This window comes from Geodermatophilus sp. SYSU D01176, assembly GCF_054050015.1.
The window spans coordinates 24,465-45,799 of sequence record NZ_JBJGYN010000024.1 but is presented as its reverse complement, the minus strand read 5'-3'; the positions used below and the strand labels follow the sequence as shown (position 1 = coordinate 45,799).

The window sequence follows — 21,335 nt, the reverse complement described above, 5'->3', positions numbered from 1 at the left end:
GGTCGCCTCCGGTCAGCAGGGACGACGGAGGGGGCAGGGAGCCGACCGGCTCCCTGCCCCCTCGGGCGTCGTCGTCAGTACCCGTCGGAGTCGTTCGACCGGTCGGACCTCCGCTTGGCCTGGGTCTCCACCGAGATCGCGTCGGTCGTCCCGTGGTGGTGGTGCGCCTCCTCGATCTCGTGCACCGCCTCGTCGAGCACCGGCACGTGCGCCTTCTGCGGCAGCACGCGGCGGATCAGCGGGAACAGCAGGATGAGCGCCACGATGACGTAGACGACGACCGACATCGGGGTCACCAGGCCGCCCAGGTCGCCGTTGCTGATCTGCAGGGCCTGCCGCAGCTGCTCCTCGGAGAACGGCCCGAGGATCACCCCGATGATCGCCGGCAGCAGTGGCAGCCCGTAGCGCCGCATCATGAAGCCGAGCGCGCCGATCACCAGAAGCAGGAACAGGTCGAACACGTTGGCGTTGGCCGCGTAGGCCCCGAGGCTGGCGAAGAACAGGATCCCCGCGTACAGGTACGTGCGCGGGATGCGCAGCAGCCGGGCCCACACCGGCGCGAGCGGCAGGTTGAGCAGGAGCAGCGCCGCGTTGCCGATGAAGAGGCTGGCGATCAGGCCCCACACCAGCTCCGGCTCGGCGTCGAACAGGCGGGGCCCCGGCTGGATGCCGTAGCTCTCGATCGCCGACAGCATGATCGCCGCGGTCGCCGTCGTCGGGATGCCGAGCGTGAGCAGCGGCACGAGACCGCCGGCGGCGGAGGCGTTGTTGGTCGCCTCCGGGCCGGCCACGCCCTCGATGGCGCCCTTGCCGAACTCCTCGGGGTGCTTGGAGAGCCGCTTCTCGGAGACGTAGGAGAGGAACGTCGGCACCTCGGCGCCGCCGGCCGGCACGGCGCCGAACGGGAAGCCGATCGCGGTGCCGCGCAGCCAGGGCTTCCACGACCGCCGCCAGTCCGACCGGCTCATCCGCGGGTTGCCGACCGGGATGACCTCGACCGGACGCCGGCGCAGGTGGGCCGCCGTCCACAGCGCCTCGCCCACGGCGAACAGCCCGACCGCGACGACGACGACGTCGATCCCGTCGGCGAGCTCGTCGATGCCGAAGGTGAGCCGCTGCTGGCCGGAGGTGGCGTCGATGCCGATCAGGCCGATGGCCAGGCCCAGGCCGAGGGAGGCCAGGCCGCGGATCCGGGAGCTGCCGAGCACCGAGGTCACCGCGATGAAGGCCAGCACCATGACCGCGAACATGTCCGCGGGGGAGATCTCCACCGCGAGGTCGGCGACCGTCGGCGCCACGAGGGCCAGGAGCAGGGTGGCGATGGTGCCGGCGACGAACGAGCCGATGGCCGCGGTGGCCAGCGCCTGCGCGGCCCGGCCGCTCCGGGCCATCTTGTTGCCCTCGATGGCGGTGACCACCGACGCGCTCTCGCCCGGTGTGTTGAGCAGGATCGACGTCGTCGACCCGCCGTACATGCCGCCGTAGTAGATGCCGGCGAACATGATCAGCGCGGTGGTGACGTCCAGGCCGCGGGTCAGCGGCAGCAGCAGGGCCACGGTCATGGCCGGGCCGATGCCCGGCAGCACGCCGATCGCGGTGCCCAGCAGCACGCCCAGCAGCGCGAACCCGAGGTTGGTCGGGGTCAGCGCGGTGGCGAACCCGTTGGCGAGCTCGGCGAACGCGCCCATCAGAGGATCCCCCTCAGGATGCCCGGGGGCAGGACGATGCCCAGCCCCAGGGCGAACAGGTAGAAGCTGCCGATGGACAGGACGACGGCGATCACCGCGTCGCGCACGTAGTGCCGGCTGCCGAGGGCGAAGGCGCTGCCCCAGAACAGGATGGCGCCCGAGAAGACCCAGCCCAGCGGCTCGATCAGCAGGGCGTTCGCGACGAACGCCGCGGCGAGCATCAGGACGGTGCGCCAGTCGCTGCGCCCGGTCAGCTCGATGTCCTCGCCGCCCTCGGGCTCCCCGCGGCCGCCGCGCCAGACGTCGACGGCCAGGAACACCGAGGTGACCACCAGCAGGCCGCCCACCACCAGGGGGACGGCGGCCGGGCCGACCGGACCGCGGGCGATCCGGCTCTCCGGCAGCAGCATCGCGGAGACGACGACGAGGAGGCCGAGCGCCCCCAGGAACAGGGCCACGCCGAGCTCGGAGCGGCCCTGCTCCTGGGTCGTGCCTCCTGAGGAGGCGGCGGTCACGTCAGGCCCAGCTCGCTCAGCACGCCCTCGACCCGCTGGCTCTCCTCGTCGAGGAAGGAGCGGAACTCGTCGCCGGTGAGGAAGGCGTCGGTCCAGCCCTGGTCCTCGAGCACCTGCTGCCAGGCCTCGCTGTCGTGCATCTCGGTGATCAGGTCGATGTGGCGCTGGGCGTCCTCCTCGGAGATGTCCGGAGCCGCCACGATCCCGCGCCAGTTGGTGAAGGTCAGGTCGACGCCCTCCTCGGTGAGGGTCGGGGCGTCGACGCCCTCGACCGGCTCCTCGCTGGTGACCGCGAGGATGCGCACGTCACCGGCCGCGGCCGACTCGGTGACCTCGCCGACGCCGGTGGCCGCGAAGGCCACGTCGCCGCCGAGGATGCCGGCGAGGAGCTCGCCGCCGCCGTCGTAGGCGACGTAGTTGACCGAGGTCGGGGTCACGCCGACCTCCTGCGCGAGCAGCATCGGGGTCAGGTGGTCCGGGCCGCCGGGGTTGGAGGCGCCGCCGACCGGGGTGTTGCCCGGGTCGGCCTGCCACGCGGCGACCAGGTCGTCGATGCTCTGGAACGGCGAGTCCGCCGGGACGACGATCGCCTCGGCCTCCTCGATGAGCCGGGCGATCGGCGTGGTCTCGTCGAGGGTGGCCTCGGACTGGTTGCTGTACTGGGCGCCGACCACGCCCAGGCCCATCTGCATGAGCAGGTCGGCGTTGCCGGTCTCGTTGACCAGGCGCTGCAGCCCGACGGTGCCACCGGCGCCCTCGAGGTTGAACACCTCGATCGCCTGGGCCAGCCCGTCCTCCTCCATGACCTGGGCAGCCGCGCGGGCGGTGGTGTCGTAACCGCTCCCGGGCGAGTTCGGGACCATGATCCGCAGGCCGCTGACCGGACCGTCCTCGGTGCCGCCGCCGGAGGCGGAGCCGCCCTCGGCGGTGGTGCCGCAGCCGGTCAGCAGCAGACCGGCGGCGACCGTGCCGACCGTGAGCTTCCGCAGGGAAGCGTTGCGCATGGGTTCCTCCTGTGTGTCCGGCGGACGTCCGCCGCTCGGAGGGACCGTCGCAATCCGCGTGTCGCGTGTCACGCTTGCGTGCGCATTGGGCGTTGTGGTCGTTGTGTGCACGGCAGCGGGTTGCGCCGCCGGGCCGGGCCCGGGTCCGATGGCGTGCCCGTCCCGATCAGTCAGGAGTGCCCGTGCCCCGGCGGCTGTCGCTCGCCGGCCAGCTGCTCGCGCTGCAGGTGGTCATCGTCTGCGTCGTCCTCGTCGGCGTGGCCGCGGTCACCGTCGCCCAGTCGACCGTGCGCGCGGAGGAGGTGGAGGGCCGCCGGGCGCTGGAGGTCGCGGAGACGCTGGCCAACCCCCGGGCGACCCGGGAGGCGCTGGCCGCCGGCCTGCTGGAGTACGTCCGCGCCGCGGCCGAGAACAGTCGCAGCAACTCCGGCTCGGAGGACGTCGTCGTCGCCCGGGCCGACCGGACGGTGCTCGCCAGCGCCGACCCCGGCCGGCTGGGGAAGCCCCTCGACATCGGGGCCAGCCGGGTGCTGGAGGGGAGGTCCTGGGTGGGGGACGTCGAGGTCGGCGACGGCCGGGCCGCGGTCGCCATGTCCCCCGTCTACTCTCCGGAGGGCGACGAGGTGCTCGGGTTCGTGGCGGTGCAGCGGCCCTACCCCGGCGTCCTCGAGGGCCTGTCGGCGGCCGCGCCCAACCTGCTCACCTACCTGGGGCTGGCCAGCGTGCTCGGCATCGGCGGGTCGCTGCTCGTGGCCCGCCGGGTGAAGCGGCAGACGCTCGGGCTGGAGCCCGCCGAGATCGCCGGGCTGGTGGAGCACCGCGACGCCATGCTGCACGGCATCCGCGAGGGGGTCGTCGGGCTCGACCTGCGCGGGCGGGTGACGCTGGTCAACGACGAGGCGATCCGGCTGCTGCGCATCCCGGGGAACGCGCTCGGCCGCACGCTGGCCGACCTGGACGTGGCCGAGGAGGTGCGCGAGGCGCTGCTGTCGCCCGACGTCGAGCGCGACCGGGCCGTGGGCAGCGCCGGCCGGGTGCTCGTCGTCAACCGGCTGCCGCTCACCAGCCGGGGCCGGCCGCTGGGTGCGGTCGCCACGCTGCGGGACCGCACCGAGCTGCTCGAGCTGCGCCGCGAGCTCGACCTCACCCGGCACGTCACCGACACGCTGCGGGCCCAGGCCCACGAGTTCGACAACCGGCTGCACACCATCGCCGGGCTCATCGAGCTGGGCGAGGCCGAGGAGGCGGTCCGGTTCGTGCACCGGATCAGCAGCAGCCGGTCGGAGTTCGGCGGCGCGGTGACCGCCGCGGTGCGCGACCCGGCGATCGCCGCCCTGCTGTTCGCCAAGGGCAGCCAGGCCGCCGAGCTCGGGGTGGAGCTGCGCATCGCCCCGGACTCCGCCCTCCCCGCGCTGCCCTCGGAGCTCAGCACCGACGTCGCCACGGTGGTCGGCAACCTCGTGGACAACGCCCTGGACGCCGCCTCGACCGCCACCGAGCGCTGGGTGGAGGTGGGGCTGGGCGTGGTGGACGGCGAGGTGGACGTCGTGGTCCGCGACTCCGGTCCGGGCGTCCCGCCGGGCATGGAGACCGAGGTGTTCCGCCGCGGGGTGTCGACCAAGGGCGACGGCGTCCCCGGGGGCCGGGGCATCGGCCTGTCGCTGGTCCACCTGGTGTGCACCCGCCGCGGCGGCGACGTCACGGCCAGCTCCGACGGCGGCTCGGTGTTCACCGCCCGGCTCCCGGCCGGCCCGGCGCTGGTGGACGCATGACCGGCCCTGCGGGCGCGACCGGCGGCGGGATCCGGGTGCTCATCGTCGACGACGACTTCATGGTCGCCCGGGTGCACGCCGGCTTCGTGGCGGCCCTCGACGGGTTCGAGGTCGTGGGGACGGCGTCCACCGGGGCCGACGCGCTCGCCGCGGTGCAGCGCCTCCGGCCGGACCTGGTGCTGCTCGACGTGTACCTGCCCGACATGACCGGCCTGGAGGTGCTCCGCCGGCTGCGGGCGGACTCCGTCGACGTCGACGTCGTCGTCATCAGTGCGGCGCGGGACGTGGAGAGCATCCGCAGTGCGCTGCACGGCGGCGTCCTGCACTACCTGGTGAAGCCCTTCGACCGGCAGACCTTCGAGAGCCGGCTCCGCGAGTACGCGGGGGTCCGGTCGGAGCTGGCCGCGCTGGACCAGGCCCGGCAGGCCGACGTCGACCGGGTGTTCACCGGCGCGCGCGGTGGGAGCCGGTCGGTGCCGGTCACCCCCAAGGGCATCGCGCCGGAGACGCTGGAGCTGGTGCGGGAGGCGCTGCGGCAGGCGGGGACCGACGGCCTGTCGGCGACCCAGTGCAGCGAGCGGACGGGGCTGGCGCGGGTGAGCGCCCGCCGGTACCTGGAGCAGCTGGTCGCGCAGCAGGAGGCCGACGTCCGGCAGCGCTACGGCACCGCCGGGCGGCCGGAGCGGCGGTTCACCCTGCGCTCCGGGTGACCGGCGCGGGTACGCAACGACCGCAACGACCGCTACGCGCGCAAGGGCACGGGTCCGGTTCCGGCTGCCTACGCTCCGGCCATGACCATCGTCGTGGGTTACGTCCCCACTCCCGAGGGCGAGGCCGCCCTCGACGCCGCCATCGCCGAGGCCCGGCTGCGCGACCAGCCGCTGCACGTCGTCAACAGCTCGCGGGGTGACGCGCTGGTCGACGCCCGGTTCGCCTCCGAGCAGGTGCTGGAGCAGGCGCGGGGCAAGCTGGAGGCGGCCGGCGTGGTCTACGAGATCGACCAGCGGGTCGCCGGCCACGACGCCTCCGACGAGGTCGTGGACGCCGCCGACCGGGTCAAGGCCAGCCTGATCGTCATCGGCATGCGCCGCCGGACCCCCACCGGGAAGCTCATCACCGGCAGCCAGGCGCAGCGGATCCTGCTCGACGCGCACTGCCCCGTGCTCGCCGTGAAAGCCGGCTACTGAGATCTCTCACCTGCTGCTGCGGACGAGCCGGGGCACGGAGGACACCAGCATGGCGCCCGGCCCGCAGCCCGTCATCGGCGCGCGAGGATTCCGCGACAGCCTCCCGACCCCGGCGCTCGTGATCGACCGCGACGCCCTCCGGTCGAACCTGACCGCCATGCGCCGCCTCCTCCACGGCACGGGCGTCTCCCACCGCCCCCACTTCAAGGCGCACAGGTGCCTCGAGATCGCCCGGCGGCAGCTCGAGGTCGGCGCCGCCGGTCTCTGTGCGGGGACCATCGGCGAGGCCGAGGTCCTCGCCGCACTGGACACATCGATCCTGCTGACGTCGATCGTCTCGTCGGACACCAACACCGCCCGGGTCGTCGAGCTGCGCTCCCGGGGTTGCGACCTGACGCTCGTGGTCGACAACGCGATCACCGCGCGGAGACTGAGCGATGCGCTCGTCGCTCGCGGCTGTGCTGCCGACGTCCTCGTCGACATCGACACCGGGCGAGGCCGGTCCGGTTGCGGCTCGGTCGAGGAGGCGCGTCGGCTGGCCGAGCACGTCCAGCAGCTGCCCGGGCTGGCCCTCGTCGGACTGCAGCTCTATGCCGGTCACCTCTCCCACATGCGGGACCCGGCCGAGAGGGCAGCGGCACACGTGGACTTCCGCGGCCTGGTGACACGCAGCCGGGAGGCACTGGCGCCGCTGTTGCCGACGGCCCCGATCGTCACAGGCGGCAGCACCGGCTCGATCGCGCTGGACCTGCAGGACCCCGTCCTCACCGAAGTGCAGTGCGGCAGCTATGCGCTGATGGATGTGGAGTACCTGGCGATGCCGTTCTCGGCGGACGGAGCCGCATGGCCCTTCGACGCCGCGCTGACCGTTCAGGCCAGCATCCTCAGCAACAACTGGGACGGCCATGCGATCGCCGATGCCGGCGACAAGCGCTTCGTGAGCAAGTACGGGTACGACCCGCGACTCACGCGCGTGCCGGAGGGCATCGACCTGGCCAGTTCGTCGTACCGACCGGTCAGCGACGAGCACGGCCGGCTCGACTTCGCTCCCGGCAACCGGCCGCCCACCGGCGCACGGATCGAGTGCGTCGTCCCGCACCTCGACCCCTCGATCAACCTCTTCGACGTCGCCTACGTCGTCAGCGGCGACGTGCTCGTCGATGTGTGGAGGATCGATGCTCGAGGTGCGTAGGCCTCGAGCTCGCACTCGCGGCGGGACCCTGCGGAGGGCCTAACCGAGCAGCTCGACGCCGTCGGACGGGGCGCCGGCGAGGTTGCGGAAGATCGTCTCCAGGCTCCGCGCCAGGTGCCCGGCGAGGGCGGTGGCCGCGCCGTCGGCGTCCCCGGCGAGCAGCGCGTCGCAGACCGCCAGGTGCTCGCCCACGGAGACCTCGACCCGCTGCGGGTCCAGGTGGGAGAGGTTGCGCAGCCGGGCGGTGTGCGGCCGCAGCTCGGCGATGGTGCGGCGCAGGTGCTCGTTGCGGGTCGCGCCGATCACGGCCCAGTCGAACCGGTCGGCCAGCTCGTAGAACGACCGGGACCGCGCCGTCGACGGCGGCTGGTCCAGGGTGCGGGCGAACGCCTCGCGCATCGCGGCGAACTCCCGGTGCAGCCCGGGGTCGGCGGCCGCGGCCTCGGTCGCCTGCCGCACGGCCGCGGGCTCCAGCAGCGCGCGGAACTCGAACAGGTCCCGCACGCTGCGGGCCGACACCCGGGAGACCCGCGCCCCCTGCCGCGGCACGAGGTCGACCAGCCCCTCGGCGGCCAGCCGGCGCAGCGCCTCGCGCACCGGCGTCCGCGAGGCCCCGGTGCGCGCGACGAGGGACAGCTCCGACAGCGGCGCCCCCGGTGCCAGCTCGCCGAGCTCGATCTCCTCCCGGAGCCGCCGGTGGACCAGGTCGGCCTTGCTGGCCTCCTCGGGCTGCGGGTCGGCCGTCACGCCCGCACCTCACCCGGGAAGGGCACGCCGGTCCCGGCCGCCAGTCGCTGGAGCTCGGCCAGCGCCTCCCGGGCGAGGACGACGCCCCCGGCGGCCAGGTTGGCCGCCTCGGCGCGGTCCTCGACCTCGCCCGGCGTGGACACCTCGTCGAACCCCTGCGCCAGCGGCACCGACGTCACCTCCTCGACCAGCTGCCGCACGCGGTCCTCGTACCCCGCGCGGTCACCGAAGGCCCCGGGGTCCAGGGCGAGGAACAGGTGGCCGCACCCGCTGCGGGTCTCCGGCTCGTACGGCCCGTGCACGCCGGTCCCGACGGCGCTGCCGGTCAGCGCCCCGGACAGCACGTCCATCATGAAGGCGATCGCATACCCCTTGTGACCGGCCATCGGCAGCACCACGCCGAGCACCCCTTCCGCCGGATCGGTCGTCGGCGCGCCGTCCGCGCTGAGCGCCCAGGACTCCGGGATCGACTCGCCCCGGCTGCGCGCCAGGTAGATCTTGCCGCGCGCCACCGCGGTGTTGGCGATGTCGAGGGCGAGCACCCGCCCGTCGGGACCGGGGGCGGCGATCGACCAGGGGTTGGTGCCGATCCGCTTCTCCTGGCCGCCCCACGGCGCCATCGCCGGGCTCGCGTTCGTCGTCAGGACGGCGACGAGGCCCTCGCGGGCGGCCCGCCGGGTGAACCACATGGCCGTGCCGAAGTGGTTGGAGTTCCGGACGCCGACGACGCCCACCCCGTGCTGCCGCGCCCGCTCGCTCGCCAGTGCCCGGGCCCGGTCGGTGAGCACCTGCCCGACGCCGTCCCGCCCGTCGAGGAGCACCAGCGGCCCCGTGTCGGTCAGGACCGCCGGCTCGGTCACCGCGCGCATGGCGCCGCTGCGGAGCCGCGCCACGTACCAGGGCAGCCGCAGCAGGCCGTGGGAACCGTGCCCCCACAGGTCGGCCTGCACGAGGCTGTCGGCCACGAGCGCGGCGTCGTCCTCCGGCACGCCCACCGCCGCCAGCACCTGGCTGCCGAATGCCCTCAGCGGCTCGGGCGCGAATCGCTCTGCGGTCACCGTCTTGCCTCCTCCGCCTCTTGTGTGCTGAGCTGTATACAGCGTCGCATACAAGCCTGAGGAGGTCCAGAGTGTTCAGCCTGGTGGTCGAGATGGAGGTGCGGCCCGGCCGGCGCGAGCAGTTCCTGGTCGGCATGTCCGCCAACGCGGAGGCGTCCGTCCGCGACGAGCCGGGGTGCCTGCGGTTCGACGTCTGCTCCGTCGCCGACGACCCGCACCGCTTCGTCCTCTACGAGCTCTACACCGACGCCGAGGCGTTCGCCGCCCACAAGGCGTCCCCGCACTTCGCGCGCTGGCGCGAGATCGCCGAGCAGGTGCTCGCCGGGCAGGTCAACACACCCGGCGAGCTGCTGGTCACCCACACCTCCGAGGAGTCCGCATGAGCACTGCACCCGAGCCGACGCAGCCCCCACCGCCGTCGATGGTGCTGCGTCCCGACGACATCGAGCGCTTCGACCGCGGCAACGGCGTCGCCACCGTCCCGTTCGTCGGGAAGTGGAACTGCGCCACCAACCGCGTCACCACCGGCATGACCGTCTTCGCGCCCGGGACCGGCATCCCGCTGCACTCGCACAACGTCGAGGAGACGGTGCTGGTGTTCGAGGGGGAGGCCACCGCGGTGGTCGGCGACGACGAGTTCGACCTGGTCGCCGGCCAGGCGACGTGGGTGCCCGCCGGCGTCCCGCACTGCTTCCGCAACCGCGGCGAGGGGCCGATGACCATCTACTGGGTCTACGGCGGCCGCGACGTCACCCGCACCATCACCGCCACCGGCGAGACCTTCGAGCACCTGTCCGACAGCGACCGTGGCGCTGGACCCGTGCGCCGGGGCCAAGGCGCTGGGCCCGTGCGCCGGGGCGAAGACGCCGTGCCGCCCTCGGGGGAGCCCGCATGAGCGCCGTCGTCACGGTCGACCCCGCCACGGGCGGTCGGCTCGCGGAGTACGCGGCGTTCTCGGACGCCGACGTCGACGCCGCACTGGACCGGGCGGCGCAGGCCCAGGTGCCATGGGGCGCCCGCTCCTTCGAGGACCGCGCCGCCGTGCTGCGGCGGGCAGCGGCTGTCCTGCGGGAGGAGGCCGAGGAGCTGGCGCTGCTCGTCACCCGCGAGATGGGCAAGCCGCTGACCGAGGCCCGCGCCGAGGTCGAGAAGTGCGCCACGGCCTGCGACTGGTACGCGGAGCACGCCGCCGCGTTCCTGGCCGACGAGCCGGTGACCACCTCCGCCGACCGCAGCTGGATCGGCTACGAGCCCGTCGGCGTGGTCCTCGCCGTCATGCCGTGGAACTTCCCGCTGTGGCAGGTGCTGCGGTTCGCCGCACCGGCGTTGATGGCCGGCAACGCCGCTCTGCTCAAGCACTCCCCGAACACCACCGGGTGTGCGCTGGCCGTGGCGCGCGTGCTGGCCGACGCCGGGGCGCCGGAGGGACTGTTCACCGCCCTGGTGGTCGCCGAGCCGGACGTCCCCGCGGTGACCCGGCGGCTGGTCGAGGACCCGCGCATCGGCGCGGTCACGATCACCGGCAGCGAGCGCGCCGGCCGGGCGGTCGGCTCGGCCTCCGGTGCCGCCGTCAAGAAGTCCGTGCTCGAACTGGGCGGCTCGGACCCGTTCGTCGTCCTCGCCGACGCCGACCTGCCCCGGGTCGCCGCGCTGGCCGCCCGGGGACGGCTGCTCAACGCCGGGCAGAGCTGCATCTCGCCGAAGCGGCTGCTGGTCGACGGCTCGGTCGCCGAGGAGTTCACCCGGCTGCTGGTCGCCGAGGTCGAGGCGCTGACGGTCGGGGACCCCACGGCGCCGGGCACCGACGTCGGCCCCATGGCGCGGGCGGACCTGCTCGACGGGGTGCACCGGCAGGTGGAGGCCTCCGTGGCGGCCGGCGCCCGGCTGCTCACCGGCGGCCACCGCCTCGAGGGTCCGGGCACCTTCTACGCGCCCACCGTGCTGGCCGGCGTCCGCCCCGGCATGCCGGCCTACGACGAGGAGGTCTTCGGCCCGGTCGCCGCGGTCATCGCGGTGGACGGCGACGAGGAGGCCGTGCGGGTCGCCAACGACACCCGCTTCGGGCTGGGGGCCAGCGTCTGGACGGCCGACCCCGGGCGCGGGGTCGCCGTCGCCCGGCGGATCCGCTCGGGCGCGGCCTTCGTCAACGCGCTGGTCGCCTCCGACGTCCGCATGCCCTTCGGCGGCACCCGCGCCAGCGGCTACGGGCGGGAGCTGGCCGCGGCCGGCATCCGCGAGTTCGTCAACGTCCGCACGTGGTGGGTGCACGACGCACCCACCGCGACGGCCCCTGCATCGGAGTGAGCGACATGAGGAACGCCCCCTACCGGCTCGGCGTCCTGCTGGGCGACGGCATCGGCCCGGAGATCGTCCCCGCCGCGGTCCGCGTTGTCGACGCCGCGCTGGCCGCCGCCGGTGCGGCACCGGTCGAGTGGCTGGAGCTGCCGCTCGGGGCCGCCGCCATCGAAACGCACGGCAGCGCCATCCCCGGCAGCACGCTGGAGGCGCTGGCCGGGTCCGACGGCTGGCTGCTCGGCCCGCACGACAGCGCCGCCTATCCCGAGCCGTTCCGGTCGCAGCTCAACCCGAGCGGCACCCTGCGCAAGCACTTCGACCTGTACGCGAACATCCGCCCGGCGCGCGCCTTCGAGGGCGGGAAGGCGATCGCCCCCGACACCGACCTGGTGATCGTCCGCGAGAACACCGAGGGCTTCTACGCCGACCGCAACACCTTCGCCGGCACGGGGGAGTGGATGCCCACCCCCGACGTCGCCGTCGCGATGGGCGTGTTCACCCGCCGCGCCGTCGAGCGGATCGCCCGGGCGGCGTTCGAGCTGGCCCGCCGGCGGCGCCACCGGCTGACCATCGTGCACAAGGCCAACGTGCTGCAGCTGAGCTCCGGGCTGTTCAAGCGCGTCTGCCTGGAGGTGGGCGAGGGCTGTCCGGACGTGGTCGTCGACGACTTCCACATCGACGCGATGACGGTGCACCTGCTGCGCCGGGCCGCCGACTTCGACGTCGTCGTCGCCGAGAACATGTTCGGCGACATCCTCAGCGACATGGCCGGTGAGCTGGCCGGTTCCCTCGGCATCGCGCCGTCGGTCAACGCCTCCGACGACCGCTGCATGGCGCAGGCCGCGCACGGCTCCGCTCCCGACATCGCGGGGACGGGCCTGGCCAACCCGATCGCGATGATCCTGTCGGCGGGGATGCTGCTCGACTGGCTGGGCACGCGGCACGGCGACGAGCGGGCCGCCGACGCCGCCGAGCGGCTGGAGTCCGGGGTCCGCGCTGCCGTGCGCGACGGCGTGAGCACCCGCGATCTCGGCGGCGCCGCCTCCACCGACGAGTTCACCGATGCCGTGGTGGCCCGGATCGCGGGGTGAGGGTCAGGGGCCACCGCCGTCGACGTGCAGCCGGCGGGCGGCGGCCCCGGCCAGGGCCAGCGCGCCGGCGGTCGCCCACAGCACCCCGGCGGAACCGACGCCGGCGGCGAGCAGCCCGACCGTGCTGGGGATGAGCACCTGGCCGAGCCGGTTGCCGGTGAGCCGCAGCGACATGGCCCGGCCGCGCAACCCCGCCGGCGCCATCTCCGCCAGCCACGACATGGTGAGCGGCTGGCCGACGCCGAGCCCCAGCCCGAGCAGGACCACCAGGACCACCGTCCCGGCGACCGGCGTCGGCACCGCGACCGCCGCCATCGATACCGCCGACAGCGCGACGCTGGCCAGCATCAGCCGCCGCCGTCCGGCCAGGCGCACCAGCCGGCCGAGGAAGAACCGCGAGGTCATCGACGCGGCCGCGCGCAGCGTGAGGAGCAGGCCGACCACGCCGGCGGCGAGTCCGCGGTCGGCGCCGAGGGCGGGTAGGTAGACCAGCGTGATGTCGACGGCGGCGAGCACCACGCAGCTGACCGTGAGCGCCCGCACCAGGCCGGGCAGGCGCAGCAGCGTGCCCATGCCGCCGGTCTCGGCGGAGCCGCCGGTGCGCTCGCGGACCGGGAACCGCAGGACGGCCGTGCACGCCAGCAGCAGGACGGCGATCCCCCCGGCCACCAGGAAGATCGGCCGGGTGTCGGGCAGCGCGCCCTCCCCGCCCACCACGGTGATCAGCGCGGGCCCGAGCGCCTGGCCGAGGGACGCGGCGAACGTGTAGTACCCGAATGCGGTGTCGAAGCGCCCGGGCCCCGCGGTGTTGGCCACGGCCGCCTGCTGGCCGACGACCGACAGCAGGTGGCCGGTGCCGAGCACGACGCTGGCGGCCACCAGCCCGGCCGCCCCGCCGCGCTCGCTGGCGAAGAGGGCCGCCGACAGCAGCGTCAGGACCGCGCCGGCCAGCATCACCCGCCGCTCGCCGAACCGGTCGGTGGCCTGCCCGGACGGGACGGCGAGCACCAGCGGGACGACGGCGAAGGACGCGGTCAGGGCGCCGAGCCAGGCGGCCGGCACGTCCAGCTCGATCGCCCGGTACGCCGAGGTCGGGCGCAGCACGAAGGTGACGACCTGGGTGAGCGCGGAGTGCACCAGCAGCAGGGCGAGCAGCCGCCGTCCACCGGGGAGCCGCGCGCTCATGCGGTCCGCTGGGTGCGGTCGCCGGCGGCCAGCCGGCCGGCCGCCCGCGCGGCCAGGCTGGTCTCGACGTGGCGGCGCATGAGGTCGGTGGCCGCCGCCGCGTCGCGGTCCTGGACCGCCTCGAACAGCAGCCGGTGCTCCTCCGCCCGCTGCGCGCGCTCCTCGTCGCTGCGCCCGGCCCGCAGCGCGTGCCGGCGGTAGCGGTCGGTCTTGTCCCACAGGCCGTCGAGGGTCTCGACCAGCAACGCGTTGTGCGACGCGCGGTAGAGGGCCGCGTGGAACCGGCGGTGCCCGGCCAGCTGCGCGGGCGTCGGGTCGTCCGGCAGCGACTCGAGCCGGTCGAGGCTGTCGGCCATCTCCGCGAGGTCGGCGGCGGTGCGGCGGTGCGCGGCCAGGCCGGCGGCGAGCGGGTCGAGGTCCTGCCGCAGCTCCACCAGGTCGCGCGCCTCGGTGGCGTCCAGCGGGGCGATCCGGGCGTCGCGGTGCGCGCCGAGCTCCACCAGCCCCTGCTCGGCCAGCCGGCGCAGCGCCTCCCGCAGCGGCGTGGTGCTGATGCCGATCTGCCGGGCGAGGGTGGCCTGGTTGAGCACCGAACCCGGCTCGAGCTCGCCGGTCAGCACCATCTCCCGCACCCGCGCGTAGGCCAGCTCGCTCTTCGTGGCGACGCCGTCCTGGATGATTATCACAACCTCCCCGTCACCGTGAGCTGCGCAAACCGCGTCGAGCTGCGATCCGACACGCCTAGGTTATAACCTCTCCGGCATGACCGACGGTCCCGTGCACGCCACCACCGACCTCTCCGACGCCCACCCCGACGCGCAGGTCTGCGACCCGCTGTTCCAGGCGTTCGGCGGCCGGACGGCGTTCAGCGGGCCGATCACGACGCTCAAGGTGTTCGAGGACAACGCGATGGTCCGCGCGGCGGTCGAGCAGCCGGGGGAGGGCCGGGTGCTCGTCGTCGACGGCGGCGGCTCGCTGCGCTGTGCGCTCCTCGGCGGCAACCTCGCCGTCGCCGCCGCGGAGAACGGCTGGGCCGGCGTGGTGGTCAACGGCGCGGTGCGCGACGCGGACGAGATCGACGCCCAGCCGATCGGGGTGCGGGCGCTGGCGACCCATCCGCGGCGCAGCGTGAAGGGCCTGCACTCGGGTCAGGCCGGGCTGCCGGTCGTGTTCGCCGGCGTGGTGTTCCGGGAGGGGGAGTGGCTGGCCGCCGACCGGGACGGCGTCGTCGTCCTCCCCGTGCCGCCGGCCTGAGCGGTCAGCGGCGGCGCAGCAGCCGGGCCAGCCGGTGCCCGCGCCCGGAGGCCAGCTCGGCGGGCGTCACGGGTGCGGGGACGTCGGCCAGCGCGGCGTGCCGCTCGCGCAGCCGGGTGCGGATCTCCTCGGGGGTGTGCGCGCGGCGCTGCCGTTCCCCCCGGGCCAGCACCGCCCCGGTCGCCGCGACGCCGGCGAGACCGGCCAGCCCGAGCAGCTTCCAGAGGCGCACGGACCTAACGTAGCGCCGTGCCCGAGCTCAGCCTGGACGAGGCGGTCGACCTCACCCGCACCGGCGACGTGTGGGTCTTCCGCGGCGCCTCGGTGGCCGACCGGGCGATCCGGACGCTGACCAACGCCCCGGTCAACCACGTCGGCATGGCCGTCGTCCTCGAGGACCTGCCGCCGCTGCTCTGGCACGCCGAACTCGGCCGCTCGCTGCCCGACGTGTGGACCGGCCAGCACCAGCGCGGCGTCCAGCTGCACGACCTCGCCGACGCCGTCCGCACCTGGCGGCAGCGCTACGGGCAGCGGGCCTGGCTGCGCCAGCTGGTCGGCCCGGCCGACGACGGCGGCGTGACCCGGGAGATGGAGGACGCCGTCCTGCGGACGGTCGCCCGCCTCGACGGCCGGCCCTTCCCCACCACCCCGGGGCTGGCGCGCAGCTGGCTGACCGGACGGCTGCGCCGGGGGACCTCGGCGGAGACGGTGTACTGCGCCGAGCTGGTGGCCACGACCTACACCGCCATGGGCCTGCTCGACGGCCGCCGCCCGCGCAACGCCTACGACCCGGGCAGCTTCTGGTCCGGCGACGACCTGCGGCTGCTGGAGGGCGCGACGCTCGGCCCGGAGATCCCGGTCGCCGTCCCGGCGGCTCAGCCCGCGCGGCGGACCCGGTAGGTCGTCTGCACCATCCCGCCGCGGTAGGTCTGCGTGCGCACGTGCTCGAGCGGCACGTCGGCCGGCAGCGGCCCGAACGGGGTGTGGCCCTCGCCGATGAGCACCGGCACCCGGGAGAGGGTGAGGTCGCCGATCAGCCCGGCGGCGAGGAAGTCGTGCACCGTGCGTCCGCCGTCGACGTAGACGCGGCGGTACCCGGCGGCGGTCAGGGCGGCGACCGCCTCGTCGGACGAGCGGTGCACGGTGATGCGGGCGTCGTCGCCGGGCTCGAGCGTCGTGCTGATCACGTGCACCGGCTTCCCCTGGTACGGCCACTCGGCCAGGGGCGCGATCACCTCGTAGGTGCTGCGGCCCATCACCAGCGCGTCGATGCCGGAGACGAACTCGGCGAACCCGAAGTCGCCGCCCTCGCCGTCGTCCGGAGCGCCTCCGGCGTCGTCCCCGCCGGTCAGCCAGGCGAGGTCGCCGTCCGGACGGGCGATGAACCCGTCGACGCTCATGCCGAGGAACACCGAACCGGTGAAGGACGCGTCCATGACCGCAGCGTGCCCGACGGCACCGGCGAGAGGGGACGTCCGACCCGTGCGGTATCTCCGGAAAGCGTCGTACCTCTGGGCTACACCAGGCATGCACCACCTCCCGCCGGTGTTGAACCGGACGCGGGGGAACCGCCCAGGAGGGCACCATGTCCGAGGCCATCGTCAGAGGCACCCACCCGATCCACTGGGCGCGGCCGGACATCGCCGGCGACGTCGTCGCGGTCGCCCGGGATCCGCGCGCCGCGGCGCCCCGGCAGCTCCGGCTCCGGCCCGAGCTGCTCGACCGCGTGCTCGCCCAGCTGGACCCCGACACCCGCGCGGACGTGCGGGCGCGGGCGGAGCTCGGCGGGATCCCGTTCGTCGTCGACCCGCAGCTGCCCGCGTCCCCGGGATTCGAGGTCGTCCGCGCCCGGCCGGAACCCGTCGCCCGGCCGCACGTCGCGGCCGCCTAGCGCTCAGCCGACCGGCGCGGCCTCCATCGCTCCCAGCCGGACGACGCCGTCGCCGGGCTGCGCGACGGCGTCGTCGTGCGTCACGCACACCACCACCCGGCCGGCGAGCGCGGCGCGCAGGTCGCGCAGCAGCGCCGCGGCGGTGGGCGGGTCCAGGTGCGCGGTCGGCTCGTCGAGCAGCACGACGTCCCGGCCGGCCAGCAGCGCCCGGGCCGCGGCCAGCCGCCGCCGCTCCCCGCCGGACAGCGCGGTGCCGCCTGCACCGACCGGGGTGTCCAGCCCCTCGGGCAGACCGGCGAGCAGCCCGCCCAGCCCCGTGGCCTGCAGCGCCGCGCGCATCCGGGCCTCGCCGTCCGGTCCGGCCAGCTCCCCGCGCGGCGCGGCCAGGGCCAGGTTGGCGCGGATGCTCGAGGCGAACACGTGCGCCTCCTGGGGCAGCCAGGCGATCCGCGAGCGGACGCCGTCCCCGCTCAGCCGCGCGGTGTCGACGCCGCCCAGCGCGTACCGGCCGGCCCGCGGCCGCAGCGCGGCGAGCAGCACGGCGAGGAACGTCGACTTGCCCGCGCCCGAGGGGCCGCGTACGACCAGCCAGCCGCCGTCGGCGTGCGCCGACGTCGTGAGGCCGCGGAGGACGTCCGATCCGCCGGGCCAGCCGGCGACCAGGCCGTCGGTGGCCAGGTCGCGCACCGGCGCGGGGGCCGGCTGCGGATCGGCGGGGTCGGCCGGCACCGGCGCGGTGAGGACGGCGTCGAGGCGGTCGCGGGCGTCGGCGAGGGTCCCGCGCCGCTGCAGCGCGGTCACCAGGCCGGCCAGCGGCTCGGCGAGTGTCAGCGGGGCGAGGGCGAGCACGGCGATCGCCGGGCCGTCGACCCCGGCCGCGGCGCCGGCCGCCGCAGCGGCGACCGCGGCCAGCCCGGTGCCGAGGACGACGACCCCGGTGCCCAGCGCGCCGGCGCGGGTGCGCGCGCGGTCGGCGGCGGTGCGCTCGGCGGCCAGGCCGGCGAGGTCGGCAGCCGTCCGGCCGGCCAGCCCGTGCGCCCGCAGGTCGGCCGCGCCCTCGAGCGCGGTGGTGGTGTCGCGCAGCGCGGCCACCCGCAGCGCCGCCTCCGCGCGCGCGGCGCCCGCGTCCACCCGCCGGTGCGCGGCGAGCACCAGCGCGACGGTGACGAGCAGGACCGCGGCCGCGGCGCCGGCGGCCGCGGGGGAGACCAGCGCCAGCGCGCCGACGGTCGCCGTCGTCACGGTGCCGGCGACCAGGGCCGGCGGGACGACGCGCACCGAGAGGTCCTGCACCAGGCCGACGTCGCCGACCACGCGGGCCAGCGCCGAGCCCGGCGTCCGGTCGGCCGCGAGGCCCTGGGCGGCCAGCGCCCGCCAGACCCGCACCCGCAGGTCCGCGGCCAGCCGCAGCGCGGCGTCGTGCGCGGTCATCCGCTCGACCCAGCGCAGCCCGGCGCGGCCCAGCCCGAACGCCCGCACGCCGACGATCGCGACCAGCAGGGTGAGCACCGGCGGCATCTCGGCGGCCCGGACGATCAGCCAGCCCGACACCGCCGTGAGCGCCACGCCGGCCCCGGCCGAGGCGGTGCCGGCGGCGACCGCGCGGACCAGCGCCGGCCGCGGCCAGCGAGCGCCGGGTACCGGTGCGGGACCGGCGGGCGGCCCGTCGAGACCTGCGGGCGGCCCGTCGAGACCTGCGATCTCGTGGCGATGAGCGGCTGAGGGCCACGAGTTCGCAGGTCTCGACGCGGGCGGGGCGGCGGCGGGCGGCGCGGCGGGCAGGTCGACGGTCCGGTCGGCGAGGGCGGCCAGGGCCGGGTCGTGGGTGACCAGCAGGACGCTCACCGTGCCGCGCAGCCCGGCCAGCACCGCGGCCACCGTCGCGGCGGCCGCGTCGTCCAGGTGCGCGGTCGGCTCGTCGAGCAGCAGCAGCCGGGCGCCGCGACGGATCCGCACCAGCGCCCGGGCCAGCGCCACCCGCTGCAGCTCGCCGGGGGAGAGGGTGGCGCAGTCGCGGCCGGCCAGGTCGGTCGCGCCGACCCGGGCCAGCGCCTCGACGACGTAGGCCTCGCCGACCAGTTCGTCCATGCCCGGGTCGGAGCCCGCGTGCCGGCGCAGCTCGTCGGCGACCGTCGCGCCCGTGGTGCGCGGGTGCTGCGGCACGTACGCGACGCCGCCGGCCGGGACCCCGGCCACCGTGCCGCGCACCTCCGCGGCCGGGTCGGCCAGCCCGGCGAGGACGGCGAGCAGCGTCGACTTGCCCGAGCCGCTGGCCCCGCGGAGGGCGACCAGCTCGCCGGGCCGGACGGCGAGGTCGACCGGTGGCAGGGCCGCGCCGGTGCGACCCGGGAAGCGGACGGTCAGCCCGGTGACGGCGACGTCGGCGCCGCGCGGGTCGTTCCCGCCGTCCTCCGCGTCCGGGGTGGCCGGTTCCGGCGCCGCCAGCACCGCGCGCGCCTCGGTGGCGGCCAGCGCGGCGTCCTCACCGGCGTGGTGGGCCGCACCGAGTGCGCGCAGCGGGGCGAAGGCCTCCGGGGCGAGCAGCAGCGCGGTCAGGCCGACCGCGAGTTCCACGTCGCCGTGGACCAGCCGCAGACCGACGGTGACCGCGACCAGCGCGACCGACAGCGTGGCGAGCAGCTCGAGCACCAGCGCGGAGAGGAAGGCCAGGCGCAGCACCGACAGGGTGCGCCGGCGGGAGGCCTCGCCCAGCTCGGCGAGGGCCGCGGCCTGCTCGGCGGCCCGGCCCAGGCCGACCAGCACCGGCAGCCCGCGGACCAGCTCGGCGACGTGCGCGGCGATGCGGTCCAGGGCGCGGGCGGCCGCCGTCGTGCCGTCCCGGGTGGTCAGCCCGACCAGCACCATGAACAGCGGCACCAGCGGCAGGGTGACCGCGACCAGGACGGCGGAGAGCAGGTCGGTCCAGGCGAGGACGACGAGCAGCACCGGCGGCACGACCAGCGCCTGTGCCAGCGCGGGGAGGCGGGTGGCCAGCGCGGGCCCGAGGTCGGCCAGCCGGGTGGTGGCCAGCACCGCGGCCGGGCCGGGACCGCCGGCCGCGGCGACCGCGGCGGGGGAGGCCGCGAGCCGGGCGGTCAGCGCCGCCCGCAGCTGCTCCTCGGCGCGCCGGGCGTCCCGCGCGGCCATCCGCTCGCCGGCCCAGCCGGCGACCGCGCGCAGCACCACGCCGGCGGCCGCGGCGAGCAGCGGCCCGGCGAGCGCGCCGTCGGCCTGCCCTGCGGCCCGTGCGACGGCGTGCGCCAGCCCGCCGGCCAGCAGCACCAGCCCGGCGACCTGGCCGAGCGCCGCGAACGCGGCACGGACCAGCGCCCCCGTCACCCCGGGCACGCCGGCCAGCGCGCCGAGCGGTCCCCGGTCCGACCGGCATTTTCCGCGGAAATCGCCGCCTCCGGTCACGCGCGCGCCCCGGCAGTCTCGCCGTGCTGCGGCTCGGCGGCCAGCCGCTTGCGGAACACCCAGTAGGTCCAGGCCTGGTAGCCGAGCACCACGGGCAGGCCGATGCCGGCGGCCCAGGTCATCACGGTGAGCGTGTAGTCGCTGACCGAGGCGTCGGCGATCGTGACGTCGAACGCCGCGTCGATCGTCGAGGGGACGACGACCGGGTACGCGGCGCCGAACAGCGTCGCGGCCGCCGCGGCCAGCATCCCGCCCCACGCGGCGAACGCCTGGCCCTCGCGGCCGACCCGCAGCCGCGCCCAGGCGACCAGGACGGCGAGCGCGGCGACCAGCCACAGCGCCCCGGTCACCGGCGTCCCGTACCGCAGGTGCACCACGCCGGCCCAGGCCAGCAACGGCAGCGCGGCCAGCGGAGCCCACCGCAGCGCGAAGCGCCGGGCCGCGATCCGCAGCGGGCCGTCGGTCTTCAGCGACAGGAACACCGCCCCGTGCACCACCGAGAAGGCCAGGACGGCGACCGCGCCCAGCAGCGCCGGCCAGCCCAGCCCCGAGAAGGCGCCGCCGACCCGGTTGCCGTCGGCGTCGATCGGCAGGCCCAGCGTGGTGGCCCCGAGTGCGGCGCCGACGCCGGCCGCGGCGATCAGCGAGCCGGCGGTGATGACCCGCGTCCAGGTGGTGTCCCAGGCCGCGGTGTGGTGCGAGTGCCGCCACTCGAAGGCGACCGCCCGGATGATCAGCCCGAAGAGCACCAGCACGAACGGCAGGTACAGCGCGGGCAGCCAGGTGGCGTACCAGCCGGGGAAGGCGGCGAAGACCGCGCCGGCGGCGGTGATCAGCCAGACCTCGTTGCCGTCCCAGAGCGGGCCGATGGTGCGCAGCATGAGGTGCCGGTCGGCGGTGCGGCGGCCGAGCACCGGCAGCAGCGCGGCGACGCCGAAGTCGAAGCCCTCGAGCAGCAGGAAGCCGGTCCACAGCAGGGCGACGGCGGCGAACCAGAGGGTCTGCAGGTCCACGGGGTTGGCTCCTGGGGTGGGTGGGT

The 21,335-nt window shown here is 75.8% G+C and carries 22 protein-coding genes; 11 read left to right on the top strand and 11 right to left on the bottom strand.

The window, feature by feature from the left end; genetic code table 11:
• Positions 1-74: 74 nt before the first annotated feature.
• Genes ACI78Z_RS14325 through ACI78Z_RS14315 form a run of 3 tightly spaced genes read right to left on the bottom strand, consistent with a single transcriptional unit; the run spans position 75 to position 3,207 of the window.
• Positions 75-1,688, bottom strand: coding sequence for a tripartite tricarboxylate transporter permease (locus ACI78Z_RS14325; protein ID WP_457037200.1), 1,614 nt, complete (start codon positions 1,686-1,688; stop codon positions 75-77).
• Positions 1,688-2,203 (bottom strand): tripartite tricarboxylate transporter TctB family protein, encoded by a 516-nt coding sequence (locus ACI78Z_RS14320; protein ID WP_457037199.1) that lies wholly within the window; start codon positions 2,201-2,203, stop codon positions 1,688-1,690. Before ACI78Z_RS14320 ends, ACI78Z_RS14325 begins: the two co-directional genes overlap by 1 nt.
• Positions 2,200-3,207, bottom strand: coding sequence for a Bug family tripartite tricarboxylate transporter substrate binding protein (locus ACI78Z_RS14315; RefSeq protein WP_457037198.1), 1,008 nt, complete (start codon positions 3,205-3,207; stop codon positions 2,200-2,202). Before ACI78Z_RS14315 ends, ACI78Z_RS14320 begins: the two co-directional genes overlap by 4 nt.
• A gap of 182 nt (positions 3,208-3,389) precedes the next feature.
• On the opposite strand from ACI78Z_RS14315, the gene ACI78Z_RS14310 reads away from it, so the two are divergent.
• The 4 genes from ACI78Z_RS14310 to ACI78Z_RS14295 all read left to right on the top strand — a co-directional run bounded on the left by ACI78Z_RS14310 (position 3,390) and on the right by ACI78Z_RS14295 (position 7,358).
• Positions 3,390-4,979: an ATP-binding protein gene (locus ACI78Z_RS14310; protein ID WP_457037197.1), complete on the top strand. Its 1,590-nt coding sequence runs from the start codon at positions 3,390-3,392 to the stop codon at positions 4,977-4,979.
• Complete coding sequence (locus tag ACI78Z_RS14305; protein WP_457037196.1) at positions 4,976-5,689, top strand: response regulator; 714 nt, start codon at positions 4,976-4,978, stop codon at positions 5,687-5,689. The genes ACI78Z_RS14310 and ACI78Z_RS14305 overlap by 4 nt, the downstream gene beginning before the upstream one ends.
• Positions 5,690-5,770: 81 nt before the next feature.
• A complete protein-coding gene (locus tag ACI78Z_RS14300) occupies positions 5,771-6,166 on the top strand; it encodes a universal stress protein (protein ID WP_457037195.1) in 396 nt (131 codons plus the stop codon).
• A 49-nt stretch (positions 6,167-6,215) separates the two neighbouring features.
• On the top strand, positions 6,216-7,358 hold the full coding sequence (locus tag ACI78Z_RS14295) for an alanine racemase (protein ID WP_457037194.1): 1,143 nt from the start codon (positions 6,216-6,218) through the stop codon (positions 7,356-7,358).
• Between the two features lie 39 nt (positions 7,359-7,397).
• Here ACI78Z_RS14295 and ACI78Z_RS14290 read toward each other — a convergent pair whose 3' ends face one another.
• Together ACI78Z_RS14290 and ACI78Z_RS14285 are read right to left on the bottom strand one after the other, a co-directional pair.
• Positions 7,398-8,105, bottom strand: a complete 708-nt coding sequence (locus tag ACI78Z_RS14290; RefSeq protein WP_457037193.1) for a GntR family transcriptional regulator — start codon at positions 8,103-8,105, stop codon at positions 7,398-7,400.
• Positions 8,102-9,163, bottom strand: a complete 1,062-nt coding sequence (locus ACI78Z_RS14285; RefSeq protein ID WP_457037192.1) for an Ldh family oxidoreductase — start codon at positions 9,161-9,163, stop codon at positions 8,102-8,104. Before ACI78Z_RS14285 ends, ACI78Z_RS14290 begins: the two co-directional genes overlap by 4 nt.
• Positions 9,164-9,234: 71 nt before the next feature.
• On the opposite strand from ACI78Z_RS14285, the gene ACI78Z_RS14280 reads away from it, so the two are divergent.
• From ACI78Z_RS14280 to ACI78Z_RS14265, 4 genes are read left to right on the top strand one after another with little or no spacing between them, the layout of a single operon-like run.
• Positions 9,235-9,546 carry a putative quinol monooxygenase gene (locus ACI78Z_RS14280; protein WP_457037191.1) on the top strand — a complete coding sequence of 104 codons (312 nt, stop codon included), beginning with the start codon at positions 9,235-9,237 and terminating at the stop codon, positions 9,544-9,546.
• Positions 9,543-10,058, top strand: coding sequence for a cupin domain-containing protein (locus ACI78Z_RS14275; protein WP_457037190.1), 516 nt, complete (start codon positions 9,543-9,545; stop codon positions 10,056-10,058). Before ACI78Z_RS14280 ends, ACI78Z_RS14275 begins: the two co-directional genes overlap by 4 nt.
• Complete coding sequence (locus tag ACI78Z_RS14270) at positions 10,055-11,467, top strand: NAD-dependent succinate-semialdehyde dehydrogenase (protein ID WP_457037189.1); 1,413 nt, start codon at positions 10,055-10,057, stop codon at positions 11,465-11,467. The genes ACI78Z_RS14275 and ACI78Z_RS14270 overlap by 4 nt, the downstream gene beginning before the upstream one ends.
• A gap of 5 nt (positions 11,468-11,472) precedes the next feature.
• Positions 11,473-12,549, top strand: a complete 1,077-nt coding sequence (locus ACI78Z_RS14265) for an isocitrate/isopropylmalate dehydrogenase family protein (RefSeq protein WP_457037188.1) — start codon at positions 11,473-11,475, stop codon at positions 12,547-12,549.
• A 3-nt stretch (positions 12,550-12,552) separates the two neighbouring features.
• Here ACI78Z_RS14265 and ACI78Z_RS14260 read toward each other — a convergent pair whose 3' ends face one another.
• Positions 12,553-13,734 carry an MFS transporter gene (locus ACI78Z_RS14260; protein WP_457037187.1) on the bottom strand — a complete coding sequence of 394 codons (1,182 nt, stop codon included), beginning with the start codon at positions 13,732-13,734 and terminating at the stop codon, positions 12,553-12,555.
• A complete protein-coding gene (locus tag ACI78Z_RS14255) occupies positions 13,731-14,420 on the bottom strand; it encodes a GntR family transcriptional regulator (protein ID WP_457037186.1) in 690 nt (229 codons plus the stop codon). The genes ACI78Z_RS14260 and ACI78Z_RS14255 overlap by 4 nt, the downstream gene beginning before the upstream one ends.
• Positions 14,421-14,496: 76 nt before the next feature.
• On the opposite strand from ACI78Z_RS14255, the gene rraA reads away from it, so the two are divergent.
• On the top strand, positions 14,497-14,988 hold the full coding sequence (gene rraA / locus ACI78Z_RS14250) for a ribonuclease E activity regulator RraA (RefSeq protein WP_457037185.1): 492 nt from the start codon (positions 14,497-14,499) through the stop codon (positions 14,986-14,988).
• A 4-nt stretch (positions 14,989-14,992) separates the two neighbouring features.
• Here rraA and ACI78Z_RS14245 read toward each other — a convergent pair whose 3' ends face one another.
• Entirely contained in the window at positions 14,993-15,220 is a 228-nt protein-coding gene (locus ACI78Z_RS14245; protein ID WP_457037184.1) for a hypothetical protein, read from the bottom strand.
• A 17-nt stretch (positions 15,221-15,237) separates the two neighbouring features.
• Here ACI78Z_RS14245 and ACI78Z_RS14240 point away from each other — a divergent pair, with 17 nt between their 5' ends.
• Entirely contained in the window at positions 15,238-15,888 is a 651-nt protein-coding gene (locus tag ACI78Z_RS14240) for a hypothetical protein (protein WP_457037183.1), read from the top strand.
• Here the strand turns inward: ACI78Z_RS14240 and ACI78Z_RS14235 are convergent.
• Positions 15,864-16,424: a dihydrofolate reductase family protein gene (locus ACI78Z_RS14235; RefSeq protein ID WP_457037182.1), complete on the bottom strand. Its 561-nt coding sequence runs from the start codon at positions 16,422-16,424 to the stop codon at positions 15,864-15,866. The genes ACI78Z_RS14240 and ACI78Z_RS14235 overlap by 25 nt on opposite strands.
• Before the next feature lie 149 nt (positions 16,425-16,573).
• Between ACI78Z_RS14235 and ACI78Z_RS14230 the strand changes: the two genes are divergently transcribed.
• Entirely contained in the window at positions 16,574-16,879 is a 306-nt protein-coding gene (locus ACI78Z_RS14230) for a hypothetical protein (RefSeq protein ID WP_457037181.1), read from the top strand.
• 3 nt (positions 16,880-16,882) lie between these two features.
• Here ACI78Z_RS14230 and cydC read toward each other — a convergent pair whose 3' ends face one another.
• Together cydC and cydB are read right to left on the bottom strand one after the other, a co-directional pair.
• On the bottom strand, positions 16,883-20,227 hold the full coding sequence (gene cydC, locus ACI78Z_RS14225) for a thiol reductant ABC exporter subunit CydC (RefSeq protein WP_457037180.1): 3,345 nt from the start codon (positions 20,225-20,227) through the stop codon (positions 16,883-16,885).
• A 65-nt stretch (positions 20,228-20,292) separates the two neighbouring features.
• Positions 20,293-21,309, bottom strand: coding sequence for a cytochrome d ubiquinol oxidase subunit II (gene cydB, locus ACI78Z_RS14220; protein WP_457037179.1), 1,017 nt, complete (start codon positions 21,307-21,309; stop codon positions 20,293-20,295).
• Between the last annotated feature and the right edge of the window lie 26 nt (positions 21,310-21,335).